This window comes from Caballeronia sp. LjRoot31 (genome assembly GCF_964253885.1).
In the GTDB taxonomy this organism is placed as follows: domain Bacteria; phylum Pseudomonadota; class Gammaproteobacteria; order Burkholderiales; family Burkholderiaceae; genus Caballeronia.
Genome location: NZ_CAXURX020000003.1, coordinates 472,895 through 489,564, shown reverse-complemented (window position 1 = coordinate 489,564; position 16,670 = coordinate 472,895). Strand labels below are relative to the sequence as shown.

General features: G+C 59.3%; 11 protein-coding genes and 1 pseudogene. 6 read left to right on the top strand and 6 right to left on the bottom strand.

Going from position 1 to position 16,670, the window contains the following annotated elements:
• Positions 1 to 24 precede the first annotated feature (24 nt).
• From ACSQ8V_RS30965 to ACSQ8V_RS30955, 3 genes are all read left to right on the top strand, one after another.
• A complete protein-coding gene (locus tag ACSQ8V_RS30965) occupies positions 25 to 933 on the top strand; it encodes a carbohydrate ABC transporter permease (protein ID WP_436208324.1) in 909 nt (302 codons plus the stop codon).
• Between the two features lie 14 nt (positions 934 to 947).
• Positions 948 to 1,799 (top strand): carbohydrate ABC transporter permease, encoded by an 852-nt coding sequence (locus ACSQ8V_RS30960; RefSeq protein ID WP_213765258.1) that lies wholly within the window; start codon positions 948 to 950, stop codon positions 1,797 to 1,799.
• Positions 1,800 to 2,012: 213 nt separating this feature from the next.
• Complete coding sequence (locus ACSQ8V_RS30955) at positions 2,013 to 3,611, top strand: methyl-accepting chemotaxis protein (protein ID WP_436208323.1); 1,599 nt, start codon at positions 2,013 to 2,015, stop codon at positions 3,609 to 3,611.
• Positions 3,612 to 3,907: 296 nt separating this feature from the next.
• Here the strand turns inward: ACSQ8V_RS30955 and ACSQ8V_RS30950 are convergent, their stop codons facing one another.
• Positions 3,908 to 4,117, bottom strand: coding sequence for a hypothetical protein (locus ACSQ8V_RS30950; protein ID WP_158937921.1), 210 nt, complete (start codon positions 4,115 to 4,117; stop codon positions 3,908 to 3,910).
• Between the two features lie 280 nt (positions 4,118 to 4,397).
• Positions 4,398 to 7,874: a response regulator gene (locus ACSQ8V_RS30945; RefSeq protein WP_436208322.1), complete on the bottom strand. Its 3,477-nt coding sequence runs from the start codon at positions 7,872 to 7,874 to the stop codon at positions 4,398 to 4,400.
• A gap of 282 nt (positions 7,875 to 8,156) precedes the next feature.
• On the opposite strand from ACSQ8V_RS30945, the pseudogene ACSQ8V_RS30940 reads away from it, so the two are divergent.
• Together ACSQ8V_RS30940 and ACSQ8V_RS30935 are read left to right on the top strand one after the other, a co-directional pair.
• Positions 8,157 to 9,844 (top strand): annotated as a pseudogene (locus tag ACSQ8V_RS30940) (fibronectin type III domain-containing protein).
• Between the two features lie 1,095 nt (positions 9,845 to 10,939).
• Positions 10,940 to 11,947, top strand: a complete 1,008-nt coding sequence (locus ACSQ8V_RS30935) for a LacI family DNA-binding transcriptional regulator (RefSeq protein WP_255631434.1) — start codon at positions 10,940 to 10,942, stop codon at positions 11,945 to 11,947.
• Here the strand turns inward: ACSQ8V_RS30935 and ACSQ8V_RS30930 are convergent.
• The 4 genes from ACSQ8V_RS30930 to ACSQ8V_RS30915 are packed head-to-tail and all read right to left on the bottom strand — an operon-like array spanning position 11,937 to position 15,503.
• On the bottom strand, positions 11,937 to 12,806 hold the full coding sequence (locus tag ACSQ8V_RS30930; protein WP_436208321.1) for a sugar phosphate isomerase/epimerase family protein: 870 nt from the start codon (positions 12,804 to 12,806) through the stop codon (positions 11,937 to 11,939). The two genes, ACSQ8V_RS30935 and ACSQ8V_RS30930, sit on opposite strands and share 11 nt — an antisense overlap.
• The gene (locus ACSQ8V_RS30925; RefSeq protein WP_436208320.1) at positions 12,803 to 14,056 is read right to left on the bottom strand and encodes an NAD(P)/FAD-dependent oxidoreductase; all 1,254 of its coding nucleotides are present in this window, start codon (positions 14,054 to 14,056) and stop codon (positions 12,803 to 12,805) included. Before ACSQ8V_RS30925 ends, ACSQ8V_RS30930 begins: the two co-directional genes overlap by 4 nt.
• Positions 14,053 to 14,403 (bottom strand): non-heme iron oxygenase ferredoxin subunit, encoded by a 351-nt coding sequence (locus tag ACSQ8V_RS30920; RefSeq protein ID WP_436208319.1) that lies wholly within the window; start codon positions 14,401 to 14,403, stop codon positions 14,053 to 14,055. The genes ACSQ8V_RS30925 and ACSQ8V_RS30920 overlap by 4 nt, the downstream gene beginning before the upstream one ends.
• A 26-nt stretch (positions 14,404 to 14,429) precedes the next feature.
• The gene (locus ACSQ8V_RS30915) at positions 14,430 to 15,503 is read right to left on the bottom strand and encodes a fatty acid desaturase (protein ID WP_436208318.1); all 1,074 of its coding nucleotides are present in this window, start codon (positions 15,501 to 15,503) and stop codon (positions 14,430 to 14,432) included.
• 287 nt (positions 15,504 to 15,790) lie between these two features.
• Between ACSQ8V_RS30915 and ACSQ8V_RS30910 the strand changes: the two genes are divergently transcribed.
• Positions 15,791 to 16,669, top strand: coding sequence for a phytanoyl-CoA dioxygenase family protein (locus ACSQ8V_RS30910; RefSeq protein WP_436208317.1), 879 nt, complete (start codon positions 15,791 to 15,793; stop codon positions 16,667 to 16,669).
• Position 16,670: the final 1 nt, after the last annotated feature.

Here is a 16,670-nt window from a genome sequence, read left to right as displayed (position 1 = left end):
CCCAGGCGATCAGGAGAGAACCTCATGTCCGAAACCCTCAGCGTTCCGGGGATTAAAACGAAGCGCCGCAGAAGGATGTCGGCCGCGGCACGGCAGCAGCGGCTGGCCGCGTTCCTGTTCCTTGCGCCGGCCTGCCTCATGGTCGCGATCTACGTGATCTGGCCGATTTTCTCCAGCCTTCGGCTCAGTTTTTACAACTGGGACGGGATGACGGAGAAGACCTTTGTCGGCTTCGATAACTACATCGAACTGTTCCACGCACCCACGTTTTATACCGCGCTGAAGAACAATGTCTTGTGGCTGATCCTGTTTTTGCTGGCGCCGCCGATGGGTCTCGCCGTCGCGTTGTACCTGAACCAGGCCGTGCGTGGCATTCGCATGGTGAAGTCGCTGTTCTTCGCACCGTTCGTGTTGTCAGGCGTGGTGGTCGGCTTGATGTTCAGCTGGTTCTATGACCCGACCTTCGGCTTGCTGAAGCTGATTCTCGGACACGGCGTGCCGGTGCTCGGCGATCCGCATTACGTGACGTTCGGCATTATCTTCGCCGCGCTTTGGCCGCAGACTGCCTACTGCATGATCCTGTACCTGACCGGACTGACATCGCTTAATTCCGAGCAGATAGAAGCCGCCCGGATGGAAGGCGCGAAGGGCTGGACCATGCTGTGGCACGTCGTCCTGCCGCAGCTCCGTCCAACTACCTTCATGGCGATCGTGGTCACGATTATCGGCGCCTTGCGAAGCTTCGACCTGATCGCCGTCATGAGCGGCGGCGGCCCGTTCGAAAGCTCCACCGTGCTGGCCTATTACATGTATGACCAGGCGATCAAGTATTACCGCATCGGCTATTCCGCCGCGATCGCCGTGGTGCTGTTCGCGATCATGATGGTGTACATCGTTTATCACTTGCGCAGAATGTTGCGCGCCGAGCAATAAGCCAGGAGCGCGCCATGTTTCCAATGCCCGTCGCCAAGTGGAAGCCCGTGAACCGGGCGCTTTACAAGTTATCGTTACCGGTTGCGCTGGTGATCTGGTTGTTGCCGCTGATAGCAGTCATGGTGACGTCCATTCGTTCCTCCGATGAACTCGTCGAAGGCAATTATTGGGGCTGGCCGCGCCACTTCTCGCTGATCGCCAACTACAGCGACGCGCTGACGACTTCACCGATGCTCCACTATTTGTGGAACAGCGTGCTCATCACGGTGCCTGCTGTAATCGGCTCGATCGTGCTGGCTTCCATGGCCGGTTTTGCGTTGGCGATCTATTCGTTTCGCGGCAACACGACGTTATTCGCAGCGTTTGTCGCGGGGAATTTCGTGCCTATCCAGATCCTGATGATCCCGGTGCGGGACTTGTCCTTGCAGTTGGGCATCTTCAATACCGTCGGCGCGCTGATCCTGTTTCATGTCGCGTTTCAGACCGGTTTTTGCGCGTTGTTCCTGCGAAATTTCATCAAGCAATTGCCGTTCGAGCTGGTCGAAGCCGCGAGGATTGAAGGCGCGAATGAGTGGACGGTGTTCTTTCGTATCGTCCTGCCGTTGATTCGTCCGGCGCTGGCCGCACTGGCAATCCTGGTCTTCACGTTCGTGTGGAACGACTATTTCTGGGCGCTGTGCCTCACCACGGGAGACGAGGCCGCGCCCATTACCGTGGGTGTCGCCGCGCTCAAAGGCCAGTGGGTGACGGCGTGGAACCTGGTCTCGGCGGGATCGATACTGGCCGCATTGCCGTCGGTCATGATGTTCTTCGCGATGCAACGGCACTTTGTTGCCGGTCTGACATTCGGAGCAACGAAGGGCTAGGGCGATGATCTGTTCGTGCAAGTCATTTTCTATCCGGACAACGACATAGTCTGCCCTTGGTGTCTATTCGTTAGTGGAAAAAAGCGCTTATAACCGAGCTAAATCCCGCTAATTGGGCCGCTTTGATTTATTCATCGATGACCCCTCCAGTCTTGCCTCCGGCCCGCCGATATACCTTCGATAGAAGGTACACGACGAGTCGGAGACAATCGGATGAAAATATCAAAAACGCCCACCGTATCCCATCTTTCGGGATATTCAAGCTTCTTTAGTCACATCAGCTTGCGTACCAGCATCACGCTTGTATTGACGGTTTTTGCCGCGCTGTTGATTGCGGTTAGCGCATTGGCTGGCGTCGCGCTTCAAACCAGTAACGCAGCCATTGAAAAGATGTACACGGAAGACACGCGCTCGCTTCTTCAAATCAAAAGCAGCTATGAACATGTAATGCATGCGCGTCTCGCGCTGGGCAGCTTTGCGGCGCTTTACGGACTAGGCGATGTTCAGCCGGCGCTGCTTGAGGGCGCACATGGCGACCTGCGTCAATCGGACGAGGAGGTGCGGGCGTATCTCGCGACCGCATCGGCGGACGATACTGAAACGGCGCTGCGCACCCGCTTTGTCGCTGCACGTCAGAAGTACTTGCGTGACGGTCTGGAAGCCTCTTTCGACGCGCTGGGTAAAAGCGATTTCTCGGCCTACAAATCCCTGCAAGGCGCTGAAACAGAAGCGCTGGCCAACAACTTCGGCGCGCAAGTGGCCGCACTGGAAGGTGTTCTTACCGAGCGCCAGAAGGCACGCTACACCAGCGCTCAAGACCGCTTCCACATGATGCTCTGGCTGCTTGCCGCAGCGGCGTTCGCATCGGTGGTCATCGGTACATTTGCTCGTCATGCATTGCTTAACGCAATCGTCAAACCGGTGGGGCAAGCGATTCGCCAGTTTCAGCGGATCGCTGCGGGCGACCTGACGAATCCCGTCGATACCGGCCGCGACAACGAGATGGGCGCGCTATTGCGTGCGCTCGAACAGATGCAGCAATCGCTGGTTGAGACGGTGACGACCGTGCGCGCCAGCACCGAATCGATCAACGTCGGCGCGACGGAGATCGCAAGCGGCAACAACGATCTTTCGGTTCGAACAGAGCAACAGGCGGCGTCGCTGGAAACCACGGCAAGCAGCATGGAGCAAATCACGGCGACGGCGAAAGCGAGCTTCGAGAGCGCCCGGCAAGCGAGAGAAATGGCGACACAAGCATCGGCAATGGCGGTCAAGGGGGGAGCCGTCGTCAGCAATGTAGTAACGACGATGCAAGGCATTGCCGCTCATTCGAAGAAAATCTCGGAGATCACGAGCGTGATCGATGGCATCGCTTTTCAGACGAACATCCTGGCGCTGAACGCGGCAGTCGAAGCGGCGCGTGCCGGCGGACAGGGTCGGGGTTTTGCCGTCGTGGCCGGTGAGGTACGCAGTCTCGCGCAACGCAGCGCAGCGGCGGCCCAGGAGATCAAGATGCTCATTCAGGACTCGAGCGCGCATATCGACGCCGGATCGACGCTGGTGGAAAGCGCAGGGACGACTATCGGCAGCGTGGTGAGCGCGGTCGAACGCGTTTGCCAGATCGTGACGGAGATATCCGCCGCGGCGGGCGAACAAAGCAAGGGTATCGAGCAGGTCAATCTGGCGGTCGCGACCATGGACCAGAGCACGCAGCAAAACGCGGCGCTCGTCGAGGAAGCCGCCGCCGCGGCACAGTCCCTGCAGAGTCAGGCGAGAACGTTAAGTGAGGCGGTCGAGGTGTTTCGGCTTTAAGGCGCGTACGCTCGTTCGGCTGTTGAACCGCGTCATAAGAAAAATCCAGACGTTGCAGGAAATGAATCGGCGCACTGAATCGAAGTTCGGGAACGTACGACGAATACGGAATAGATAAGGGGAATATTTTCGGCGCGTGGCGGCCGGTTGCGGTGGGAATATTTCAGCGGGAAACCGTCTGCGCGAGTAAGGAATTAGTCAGCATGACGACGAGCACCGCATGATGCAGCGCGACGAGTGAACGCTATGCACCAGGCCAGCCCCTTGCACAGCGGCTGGCCTGGTGCGACAGGAAATCAGGCCTGTGTTCCGGCACTGTCCGCGTCATCCGGACTGGCTTCGTCCTCTTTCTTTTCTACCAGCGACTCCAGAGCGCCGGCGCCTTTAAAGCCGGCGACGGCCGCAATCCCTTTCGTCAGAATTGAAGCATCCGGATCGACCTTGTCCGTCGCTTCCACTGCCGCGATTGCACCCGCGACCTTACCTACCTCATCCAGAAAGCCCATATCAATCACCGTATATATTGAACATGAACGCGCACTATTTCACGTTCACGCATATTAAAGGACGTCGCGGTTGGAATCTTCAGCGGCATCTTCCACCGGCGACACTTCTTCCTCTTTCAGCCTCGTCGACGAACACGCCCATTTCGAGTGCACGGCAACGAGGGTATATCTTACGTTGATGACGGGCGTCTAACCGCCATCGTCAATGACAATATCACCGCGCGAACCGCGAGACTGTAAATTCTTGTCATGGGCCTTCGCGGTCGTTCTTCAACTCAGCTTAGCTACGCATCCGTTCGAGACTCGGCAGCCACACGCGCAGCAGCGAATAGAGCCGGTCCAGGTCGATCGGCTTGGCGAGATAGTCCGTCATCCCCGCTACACGAGTCTGTTCCTGATCGTCCTTCATCGCTTTCGCTGTGATCGCGATGATCGGCAGGGTGGCGAAGCGAGGGTCGGTACGAATCCGGCGCGTGGCCTCAAGTCCGTCCATGCCGGGCATCATGACATCCATCAGCACAAGGTCGATGTCCGGCGTTTCGTTCAGCTTGGTGATCGCTTCGAACCCGTTGCGTGCGATCTCCACCGTCATGCCCTTATGTTCGAGCGCGCTGCTCAATGAGAAGATGTTGCGGATATCGTCGTCTACCAGTAGGATGCGCCGCCCCTCGAAGGCACGATCCCGGCTGCGCACCGCCTTCAACATGGTTTGTCGTTCATATGAAAGGTCCGCCTCGACCTTGTGCAGGAACAGGGTTACTTCATCCAGTAATCGTTCAGGCGAGCGCGCACCCTTGATGATGATCGAGCGCGAATATTTCAGCAGGTCGGCTTCTTCCGCATGCGTCAGGTTGCGTCCGGTATAAACGATCACCGGCGGGAAAGAGCACATGCTTTCGCTCGACATCTTCCGCAGCAACTCGCCACCCTGCATGTCGGGCAGCTTCAGGTCGATGATCATGCAATCGAAGATCGTCGTTCGCAGCAGCGCCAGTGCCTGTTCGCCAAACTCGACGGCGGTGATGTCGATATCGTCGTCTGCAATGAGTTGCACGATGCTTTCGCGCTGGCGTGCATCGTCTTCAACCAGCAGCACGCGCTTGACCTTCTGCGTGAACTTTTCCTCCAGCTTGTGGAAGATGTCCTTCAGTTGCTCACGCGTGGTCGGCTTGACTGCATAGCCGATTGCGCCGAGATGCAGCGCGGCCTCGCTGCGATCAACCGCCGACACTACATGCACAGGAATGTGACGCGTGAGGGGGCCGTCTTTCAACTGCTGCAGCAGTGCGAGACCTGACCGGTCCGGCAAGCCGATATCGAGAAGAATGGCATCAGGCAGGTACTGCGCGGCGAGTTGCAGCGCTTCAACGGCAGTCTGTGCGACCAGGCAGCCGTACTGCATTTCATGGGCAAGCTCGAACAGAATGGCTGCAAATGAAAGGTCGTCTTCGATCACCAGCACTGATCGGCGGCCAGGCGTCCAGTTCGCGCGATCGTCGTCATAGGCTGCCACGTCTTGCATCCCGGAGGCCGGCTGCTGAGCCGGTGCGACGACGACGGGCGCTGGAGCCGGTGCCGTAAATGCACGGACGCTTTCCGTCGGCTCGCTGGCGCCCGTCCAGTGCCTGGGTAGCGTCAGCTCGAACGTGCTTCCTGCGCCGAGCGCGCTGTTGACGCGGATTGCGCCGCCTAGCAGCGTTGCGAGATCGCGCGAGATGGACAGGCCCAGGCCGGTGCCGCCATAGCGCCGGCTGGTGGTTCCATCGGCTTGACGGAACGCTTCGAAAATCGTCTGCTGGTGTTCTGGCGCAATGCCGATACCCGAGTCTGTTACGGTAAAGCGTACTCGATTGCCGCTGTCCAGACCCAAGGCGAGCTTGATGGTTCCGGCGTCGGTGAACTTCAACGCATTCGACAGCAGGTTCTTGAGAATCTGTTCCAGCCGCCGCGAGTCGGTGAATATGGACGGCGGCATATCCGCCGCTATATCGACGGCGAATTTCAATTGCTTTTGGGCTGCGAGCGGCTCGAAGGTGCGCTTCAACGATTCAACCAGACGGGGCATCGATACATCTTCCGGCGCGAGTTCGAGCTTGCCGGCCTCGACCTTGGAGATATCGAGGATGTCGTTGATGAGGTTGAGCAGATCGTTGCCGGCTGAATGGATCGTATTGGCAAACTTGACTTGCTCGGCGCTTAAATTTCCACCCGGGTTTTCCGACAGCAGTTTGGCGAGGATCAGCGAACTGTTGAGCGGCGTGCGCAACTCGTGCGACATGTTTGCCAGGAATTCTGACTTGTACTGGCTGGCACGCTGCAGGTCGTCGGCGCGCTGCTCCAGTTCTGCTTGAGCATGGCTAAGCTCCTCGTTCTTTTGATCGAGTGCAAGGGCCTGGAAGGTGAGCTGCTCGTTGATCGATTCGAGCTCCGTTTTCTGATTGCCCAAATTGGATTGCGATTCTTCGAGCGCGGCAGTTTGCTCTTCCAGCTCCTCGTTCGCGGTGCGCAGTTCTTCCTGCTGAAGCTGCATTTCCTCGTTGAGGCGTTGCGTTTCCTCTAGCGTGTCCTGCAGCCGTTCGCGATACATTGCCGCTTCAACCGACGCCCCCATGTTTCCTGCTATCAGCTTCAATAATTCGATGTCCCGCGCCGATACCGGCTTCATGAACCCGAGTTCCACGACGCCATTGACCATGCCGCCGTTCTCGATCGGCGCTATGACTACGCTCTTCGGTGCACTGGTTCCCAGTCCCGATGTGACCTTGAGATAGTTGTCAGGGACGTTGTCGACTTTGATCAGCCGTCCGTCCGTGGCAGCTTGGCCGACCAGCGTCTGCGTGCCCTCGAAAGCTTGCGCGTGCTCTTCGTTTTCGCAGCTGAAACCGTAGGCGGCGGTCCGCCGTAACGTGCCGGTTTCATCGCGGACATAAAGTGCCGCTACCGCCACGCCGAGGTACCGGGCGAGAAATTCAAGCATTGCACGGCTGAGCTGCGGCAGCGCCTGTTGCCCGGCAGCGCTTTCCGCCAGCAGACTCTGGCCGGTGCGCATCCATGCCTGCTGTTGCAGGGTTTCGGTGTGTTCAGTCTGCGCCCGCAGTGCACGGTCGTAGGTGGTCGACAGGTTCGTTAGCTCGCGCCGTCCGAGCACGGCGAGTAGCAAGCTGAGCGAAAGGCTGATGCCGAGAAAAACGGCCACGGCGGTGATGGTGACGCGTCTGACCGTCGTCGTGCGTTCCCAGCGCAGGTTCAATTCGACATCCATGAACGTGTTGAACTCACGGCGCATTTCATCGAACTCAAGCTTCCCTTTGCCGGTGCGCATGATGCCCTGGAAATCCTGGTTCGAACGACGCAGGGTAATGAGCTGTCCGGCAATCCCGTCCCATTGCGCCTCCAGCGCGCCGATACGTTTCAGACGTTCGATTTGCGGCGGGTTGTCGCTGACGAGATCGGTCAACGTGGCCAGCTTCGCGGCGAAACTGGCTCGACCGAGTTCATAAGGCGCGAGATAAGACTCGTCGCCGGTGATCAGGTAGCCCCGCATGCCGGACTCGCGATCGACGGCGATCTTGATCAGATCGTTGCTATCCGCGACCACGCGTTCTGAATGGTCGAGCCAGTCCATGGCCGACAGCAGATAGAACAGCAGGGCGACGAATACCGCGGCGGTGGTCAAGCCTGCGCCGATCGGCAACGCAATGTTGCGACGAATTATGCGGCGAAAGCCACGCTGGTCGACAGCAGTATGCTCGGGCATTTTTGTCCCTGTTATTTAATGCGCAAAAAGCGCGGTTCGACCGAATGATTAGCGTGAGTGGGATACCCCGGCACCACGTTCGGTGGTGTCCAGCCAGCGGGAAATGCCACGTCAACCGCTGGCGGGATAATACAGATTTCACGCCGAAAACGAATTACCGCGACCATGTCATGGCCTGGTAAACACATCTGGCAATAATGGAGTGCTTCGGGCCGGTCTGCTCTCTGCGCCGCCGTGGATGCCTTTCGCTGGCTTATCCTCTCAAGGACTGGAACACCAGACATGTCCAACAAGAACATTGACGATCTTCCGTCGGCCGAGCAGGGCGCGAGTGTTTCGCGGCGTGGTTTTCTCAAGCTTGCCGGTGCATCCGGACTGGCAACGGCTGCGGGCGGTCTGGCTTCAGCTAGCCGGGCCGCTGCGGCGAGCCCGGACGGCACGCCCGAGCAAATCCATCTGACGTGGGGCAAGGAGCCGTCGGCCGAGGTGGTGATCTCGTGGGCCTCGCTGGCCCCGGCGGTCAATCCGAGAGTACGCTTTGGCCGTGCCGGCGAGACGAGGATGACGGTGCATGGCATTCAGCGCACTTATACCGATGGACTCAACGGCGAGATTGTCTGCACGTATCACGCGCGCCTTCATGGACTGAAACCCGCGGTCAACTACCAGTACGAAGTCACCGCCGACAACGACAGCAACGTGGCTCACCCCTTCACGGCGAGTTTCCAGACTGCCCCGCACGGCCGTGCCCCGTTTCGCTGGACCAGTTATGGCGACCTCGCCACGCCGAATACCGGCTGGGTGCTCTCGTCGCCGCAGAGCCGCTTTGCCGTGCAGGCAGTGGAGCGGTTCCAGCCGCTGTTTCACTTGCTCAACGGCGACCTCTGTTATGCCAACCTGAACCCGGCGCATCAGCCCGAGGTATGGCGTGACTTCGGCAACAATGCGCAGACTTCGGCTGCCAATCGCCCCTGGATGCCTTGCCCGGGCAACCATGAAGTGGAATTCAACAACGGCGAGCAGGGCCTCGAATCGTATCTGGCGCGTTATACGCTGCCGGAGAACGGCACGCGTTTTCCCGGTCGCTGGTATAGCTTTCGTGTGAGTTCCGTGCTGTTCGTCTCGCTCGATGCCGACGATGTGATCTATCAGGACGCGGCTGCTTTCGTCGCGGGTCCGAGCCCGCTGATGCCGGCGGCAAGTACGGGCAAGCCGCCGATCGCCCCGGGGACATCGCTCTACATTCGTGGCTACAGCGGCGGCGAGCAGACGCGCTGGCTAGGGGAGACATTGCGCCGGGCGGCCGCGGATAAGGATATCGACTGGATCGTCGTCCAGATGCATCAGGACGCGCTGACTTCATCGAAGACTGGCAAAATGGCTCCGACAAGGGTATCCGGGAGGCATGGCTGCCCTTGTTCGACCGCTATGGCGTGGATCTCGTACTCTGCGGCCATGACCATGACTACGAACGCAGCTTCCCTGTGCGTGGATGCAATCACCATGCGGGCATGGACGCCTTGACGGGCGAACCGGTGGATACGTTGCAGCCTCGGCCGGTCGTTACGTCGAATCCCGCTGATGGCGCCTTCGATACGAGTCAGGGCACGATCCACCTGATCCTGGGTGGTGGCGGCACGAGTGCGCCGTTGGATGTCTATGGGCTGGACGCTGGAACGGGCAAAGTGCAGGCAAAGGTGTTTACCAAGCCTAACCGGCCGGTAGCGGGGACCGCGGTGAATACGTTCGTGCGTCAGCCCGCCGATGCGCTGGAGGACGCGATCTGGTCGGCGCAGCGTGATACCGGTACGGGTTACGGCATTGCCGTGTTTGATCATGATCCGGGGAAGCCGGGTGACAAGACCACCATTACGATGAACTACTATCACGCGCCCGGCGCCGACCAGACGCCGACTGCGACTTACGAATTGTTCGAAACCATCACGTTTTCGAAGACGCGGCCGGGGTGATTTCGTTCGCACTCGGGTTTGGGGTTTGTGCGGGTTCTTAGGGGCTAAGGGGTAGTGGTTGGGGTTTATGCTGGGGTGGTCGGGGGCCAGTGCCGGGGTGGTGGTTTCCATGTTAGTGGTCTGCGAGAGTCGGATTTTCTCTTTATCACTGTTAGCCACTGTGCGTGGCGGCACGTCATTTCTTTGTCCAAAGCGACAAAGAAACGAAGCAAAGAAAGCGCTTTAACCGCTCTACCCTAAGTGTCCACAGCGTGCAGTTTTGATTCATAGGTGCCCCAAAAGCACGGTGCTCGCCAGAGCGACGGATGTGTGAACCCCTCCTTCTCGCGAATCCTGACACGAACACGCTTCGCCCCGTACGCTCTCGGGCAAGCACAATTGCTAAGGAACCCGCACGGCCTTACAGGTATTTACGGCTGCGGTTCTTCGCGGGTTAGCTACCTGGTCTGCGCGACCGTATTCGTAGGCCACAGCCTGATGCGTGTTCGTGTTTACTGCTTCAGTTTTTGTGAATTGGCCGCGCGTTCTGTACAGCTATTTTCGTCGGTTACGGCCGTCCGCATCTTTGCGGCCTCGTTTCCTGGCGGGTTGGCGACGAGGTTCGAGGCGCGTACTGATTTGGAGGGAGGTTGTCCGCGGATAGCGCGGGGTGCCCCTTGGGCAGGTTCAATCACTGGTGGCGAAGCGTGTGGGTATCCGTGTTCGGAGAAGGAGGGGTTCAAACATCCTTCGCTCTGGCGAGCACCGTGCTTTTGGGGCACCTATGAATAGAAACTGAACGCTGTGGACACTTAGGGTAGAGCGGTTAAAGCGCTTTCTTTGCTTCGTTTCTTTGTCGCTTTGGACAAAGAAATGACGTGCCGCCACGCACAGTGGCTAATAGTGATAAAGAGAAAATCCGACTCTCGCAGACCACCACGGCCGAAAGCACCAACCCAGCATAGACTCAGACCGCTAACCCCAGAACCGACCACCTCGGCATAAACCCCGACCACTAACACCATTGGCGAGTGCGATCATCAGGCCAGTCCCGTGGTTCATCCCCTAAACCGTATAAGGCTCATGCCCGACCCGACCAACCGCCGCAAAACGAGCATGGCCGACATCGCCAAGGCCGCCGACGTCAGCGAAGCAACCGTCGATCGCGTGCTCAACGGCCGCGGCGGCGTCTCCCGCGAGAAGGAACGGCGCGTGCTCGAATGGGCGCGCAAGCTCAAGATCGATCGGGCGCTCGACGCGGTATCGGTGCGATGGCTGCGCATAGCAATCCTTTTGCAACAACCCGTTGCGCCGTATTACGTCTATCTCAAGCAGGGTTTTGAAATTGCCCAGAAGACCTTCGAAGCGCAGCGCGTGATCTGCGCAGTGACCTACTTCGATAACCTCGAACCGGCGCGCGTGGTCGAGACCATCAGCCGCGCGACGCAGAAGGCCGACGCGCTGATCATCGTCGCGTATGAGCATCCCGACATCACGGCGGCACTGCGCCTGGTCAGCCGCGCGATGCCGGTCGTCACGCTCGCCAGCGACCTGCCGGGAACGGGAAGGCTGGCTTACGTGGGTATCGACAATCGCGGCGCCGGACGCGTCGCGGGCGAGCTGATGGGCCGCTTTCTCGGCGATGCGGGAGGCAAGGTGCTCGTGATGACGGGCATGCATGATTTCCTCGGCCACGAAGAACGCGAAAGCGGTTTCCGTTCGGTACTGCGGCGGCGTTTCCCTAACTGCGACATCGTGGAGACCGTCGAGAGCCGCGAGCAATCGGCGGTCACCGAAAGCCTCACTCGCGACGCCTTCCGGCGTTATCCCGACCTGCGCGGGATCTACAACATTTCAGTCGGCGATGAAGGCGTCGGCGCGGCGCTCCAGGCGCTCGACCGCGTTCGCTCGACAGTGTTCGTCGGCCACGAACTCAACGACATTTCGCGGCGCTTGCTCATTGAAGGAACGCTTGACGCGGTGCTTGACCAGAATCCGGCCGCCGAAGCAATGCGTTCCATCGAAATCATCTTGCGGCACTATCATCGCGATCCCGGCGTGGCGTTGCCGCAGCAAATTCCGGTCACGGTGTTGTTACGTGAAAACCTTCCGCTCAGCGACTAGGCGCTAACGGCGCGGATTTTTCCTGGCGGCTCAGGCCATTCCAGAGTTCCCGAATCCAGTCGCGCATCAACTGCGATTCGGCCCAGCGGTCGGTCGTGTCGTTGCCATCGCGGCCGATGATTGCATAAGGCCTGGGTCCGAGTTCGCACGTGAAGACCAGCGTGTCGTCAGGACCAGCGCGCCGTTGCCACGACGCAAAGCCGTAACGCCACCAGTCGAGAAACAGGTCAACCCAGATCCGGTGAGGCTCGAATGAGATCTCTATCTGCACCTGTTCACGGCTCCCGACGCGGCCGTGAAATGCCCACGAGTGGTCGAGAATCCGGTGCATGTCCGCGTGGTTTTCATCGGACACGGGCAGCGCGAATTCACGTCCGACCAGATAGTGCGAGATGTCGCCGAGCAGTTTCAGATGCGGCCGGGCATCGAGCAGATCGAGCGTGAAATGCAGGTCAGTTGTCATGCGGTCCCGATGCGTTTCGATATACACCGGAAAATCCACCTGCTCGGCGAGTCGCGTCCATCCATCGATTAACTTGAGCGCGCCATCGAGGCGACGTGGGCGTACATCGGGCTGCAAGTCGATGTGATGCACGCCGAACTCGGTGGCTATTTCAAGGATCGGTTGCAGGTCATCGACCGTACGCGGAAAACATTGTGCTTCTGCTTGCAGGCCGAGCGGTCTTAACAAACCGCTAAGCCGACGCACATCATCGCGCGATGCGTAAGAAGCGCTGACGCCGTTGAAACCCGCTTGCGCGATCATCGCTATGTTGTCTTCAAGTGAACGTTCATGACCATCGGTATGACGGCGCTCCATTGCCCATAGCGACTGATAGATGTCGAGCCGTTGCGTCATAGTGCCTCCACGGCAAGGAGAGGTTTGAGCTTTACGCTGCGATCCGAGAGCAACGAAGGTTCAACGCACGCACGCCGCGCAATCAACTCCTGTGCTACGCGCACGTCACGCGCGATCTCGCTTGCCTGTCCCACGCCGCTCGCGCCGACCAGCACGCCGTCGCGATCCAGCACAAAGAAGACCCGCGATGCGGCGCTCGTCTCACGTACGACGGTCGTCACGCCGAACGCGGGCATGCCAGCAATCTGGATGGTCATGTCGTATTGATCGGACCAGAACCACGGGACTTCGGAGTAAGTCTCGCCTCGGTCCAGCATGTTGCGCGCAACAATGCGCGCATGGTCTTCCGCGTTCTTCCAGCATTCGAGTCGCATGCGCCGGCGGAACAGCCGGTGCGGGAACGAGCAGACATCGCCGGCTGCGAAGATGTGCGGATCGTTGGTGCGCAGCGTGTCATCCACCGCGATGCCGTCTGCTACGTCGATGCCCGCCGCTTCCGCCAGCTCGGTGCGCGGCTTCACGCCAATGCCGACGATCACACAATCGCACGCGGCGGTCGTGCCGTCCGAGAGCTTCATGCCCGTAACGCGTTTCATCGTCGATCCAATGATCCGGTCGACCTGCACGGCGAAACGCACGTCCACGCCCATCTGCCTGTGCCGTTCCACCAGATACGCCGCGACTATCTCCGGCACGGCGCGCATGAGTGCATGGGCTGCCGCTTCAATCACGATCACCTCACAGCCTCTTGCAATGGCCGTTGCTGCGATCTCCAGCCCGATAAATCCTGCTCCCACGATCGCGATCTTCCGTTCCGGCAACAACTCGCCGACGATGCTCGTGGCGTCTGCTGCCGTGCGCAAGACATGTACGCCATCGAGCGTCGCACCGGGCACGCTCAAGCGACGCGGCGCCGCGCCGGTCGCGATCAGCAGCCGCTGATAGGCGACGGTATGCCCATCCTTCAAAACCACCTTGCGCGCTGCGCGGTCGATCTTTTGAACGCTTGCATCGACACGCAGGTCGATGCGTTGCCCGGAGTAAAACGTCTCGTCATACAGCGCACACTGCGCCGTAGTTTTCTGACCGAGCAGAACGGCCTTGGAGAGCGGTGGCCTGTCATAAGGCGCAACCCCTTCGTTACCGAGCAGCGTGATCTCGCCGTCCCAGCCGTTATCGCGCAACGCATGGGCGGCGCGCGCTCCGCTTTGCCCGGCGCCGATAATCACCATGGCGGCCCGGTTTTTCATGACGCTGCCTTGGCTTGCGGCGGTACACCGAGCAGCACTTCGCCGCCTTCAATGCGCACCGGGTAAGTCTTCAAATGGACACAGACGGGCGGGCTTTTGGGCTTGCCTGTGGGAATATCGAAACGTCCCTGATGCAGAGGGCATTCGATCTCCCGATTGAGCACGAAGCCATCGGCGAGATGCGCGCGTTCGTGGGTGCACCAGCCATCCGACGCAAAAAAACCTTCAGCGATCCGATACACCGCGTAACTCGCGCCAGCGTGATCGAAACGGATTACGTCTTCTTCGGCGATCTCGCTGGCAGCGCAGGCGACGACCCATTCGATGTTATTCGTTTCAACGGCCACAAAAGCCTCCGGGTGGTTAAAGTTGTTCAGATGCCCGACTGGGTCGCAAATGTTCCGTGCGGACCGCTTTCAACCGGCACCTTGCGTTCGATCACATGGTCTGGCTCGGAGCGCTGTTTCCATAACGCGGGCACCATCTCGCGATACACCGCGTAAAGGCTCGGATAAGCGGGCGGAAGCTGATCCTTGATGACTTCATGCAAACGCGGCAGCGCGTGGAACGGCACCATCGGCAAGAGATGATGTTCGAGGTGGTAGTTCATGTTCAGATACAGAAAGCGGAAGACCGGATTGATGTACACCGTGCGTGTATTCAACCGATGGTCCTTCACGTTGACCGCGAGCCCCGCATGCTGCGTCAGGCCGAGCAACTGATGCAGCCAGCCGCCGTAAAAACGGGGCGTCCACACGAACATCAGCGGCAGGAAACTACGGAGTGCGATGGCAAGTCCGATCGTGCCGATGACAACAAGCAGATAGATGCGGCATGACCAGATCATCTTCGGCTTTTCGGTGGCGGGGAGGAATGCGTCGGTGGTGGCATCTACGCGGCCGAGCGCATGCCGGATGATCTTTCGGATCTCTAGCGAACTACCCAGCAGTCCGAAGAAATCGACGATGATCGGCAAGACCTGCGTCGGCCGTGCGACCTGGATTTCCGGATCACGCTCCTGGAAGTATGTGTGCGTGTGATGCCGCGCATGGCTCCAGCGCCACCAGTAGCCTTCGCGGATCGTCATGAACGAAGACAGGTGATAGAAGGCGTCATTGAGCCAGCGGGTCTTGAACGGCGTGCCATGGGCGAGTTCGTGCCAACGGGCGTCGCTGGACGAATAGATCGTGCCGTAGACCAGGAAGGCCGGCACCGCCCACCACGTTCCCCAACAGAACGCCGCCACCCAACCCGACGCTACCAGCAGCAACAGCCATGGCACGAAGTTGCGGAGGCCTTCGGCGTCGCTGCGTTTCATCAACTCTTTCAGAACGGCGCGGGGAATGCGCGGCTGGTACCACTGCTGGCCGATACGCTCATCGAGCTTTGGGTCGGTGAGGCCGGGCTTGGCCGCATCGCCGTCGCTGACGCCGGGAGTCGAGGACATGGGTTGTCTCCTGCTTATTAATGTTTCAAGCAATGTTTAAGCGATGTCTGAGCACTTCCCGTCAGGTCCGACCGCCGGGCGGCCTTCTTGTTGAGACAACGATAGATGACCACCGCTTGCTGCTCACTCAAAAAAATGATGGATTTCCATCAAGTACGTCTGCAGGCCGCATCGGCTATGGTTTTCTAAAATAGAAATTAAATTCCACCGAATTAACGTGTGAAATTTTCGTTGCATTGACGAAAGCGGTCTTCTATGCTTGTGTGCATTAGCAGCCGGAGTGCTGCGTGAATTCGCCCAAGGAGACTGCTGTGGACAGCATGGAAGCCGGCGCGGTGACGCCTGAAGGAGTAGTTGAAGCGCTGCTGCGAGGACCGGGCGCGGTGCGTATTCGTGGCGTGTTCAGCGCAGCGCAGGTGGCGGAAGCGCGGCGCGTGGTGATGGCGCATTCGCAGGATCGCGCGCAGACGGTCACGCATTTTCAGGGACAGGCGGCCGAAGACCAGCGGTTGCATTTACAGCGGCGCGTGTGGAATCTGCTTGCCAAAGGCGACGTGTTTTCGGAGATGGCCGAGCAGCCGGCTATTGTCGCGGCCATGCGGCTCTTTCTCGGCGACGATTTCATCATGGGGTCGATCGCAGCGAACCGGATCTTGCCGGACGGTCCAGGACAGGAGCCGCATATCGATTACCCGTACTGGGATTTTCATGCGGCGACGACATTTCCCGTTGGCATCAACACGAGTTTTCCACTCAACGCGCAAGTGACCATTCCGCTCGATCCGTTCACGGCGCAAACCGGTGCGACGGCTTTTGTGCCGCACACGCAGCATGAATTGCGTTATCCCGGCGAGGGCGATGCCTTCTTCGAGCGCTGCGAGCGCATGGAAGCGGAGCCCGGCGACGCGATTGTTTTCTTCGGTGCGACCTGGCATTGCGCGATGCCAAACCACAGCACGCAGGATCGCAGCGCGGTGCTGATTCAATACCTGCCGAAATTCGTCAAGCCGATGGAAGATTTGCGCACGATGGTCGGCGAAACGTTCGTCAAGAACGCTAGCCCGACGATGCGGCAGTTGCTCGGATTGAACTTCCCGTATCCGCAGAATCTTGATGCGATCGCCGTTGCGACGAACGCCGAGGGTCGAAAAAACGCCATGCGCTGAT

Bases quoted from the DNA above. Each gene is read 5' to 3' on its own strand.
- ACSQ8V_RS30965 (WP_436208324.1), top strand. From the start codon at position 25: ATGTCCGAAACCCTCAGCGTTCCGGGGATTAAAACGAAGCGCCGCAGA.
- ACSQ8V_RS30930 (WP_436208321.1), bottom strand. From the start codon at position 12,806: ATGACGCAACGGCTCGACATCTATCAGTCGCTATGGGCAATGGAGCGC.
- ACSQ8V_RS30945 (WP_436208322.1), bottom strand. From the start codon at position 7,874: ATGCCCGAGCATACTGCTGTCGACCAGCGTGGCTTTCGCCGCATAATT.
- ACSQ8V_RS30950 (WP_158937921.1), bottom strand. From the start codon at position 4,117: ATGGGCTTTCTGGATGAGGTAGGTAAGGTCGCGGGTGCAATCGCGGCA.
- ACSQ8V_RS30935 (WP_255631434.1), top strand. From the start codon at position 10,940: ATGGCCGACATCGCCAAGGCCGCCGACGTCAGCGAAGCAACCGTCGAT.
- ACSQ8V_RS30915 (WP_436208318.1), bottom strand. From the start codon at position 15,503: ATGTCCTCGACTCCCGGCGTCAGCGACGGCGATGCGGCCAAGCCCGGC.
- ACSQ8V_RS30955 (WP_436208323.1), top strand. From the start codon at position 2,013: ATGAAAATATCAAAAACGCCCACCGTATCCCATCTTTCGGGATATTCA.
- ACSQ8V_RS30925 (WP_436208320.1), bottom strand. From the start codon at position 14,056: ATGAAAAACCGGGCCGCCATGGTGATTATCGGCGCCGGGCAAAGCGGA.
- ACSQ8V_RS30960 (WP_213765258.1), top strand. From the start codon at position 948: ATGTTTCCAATGCCCGTCGCCAAGTGGAAGCCCGTGAACCGGGCGCTT.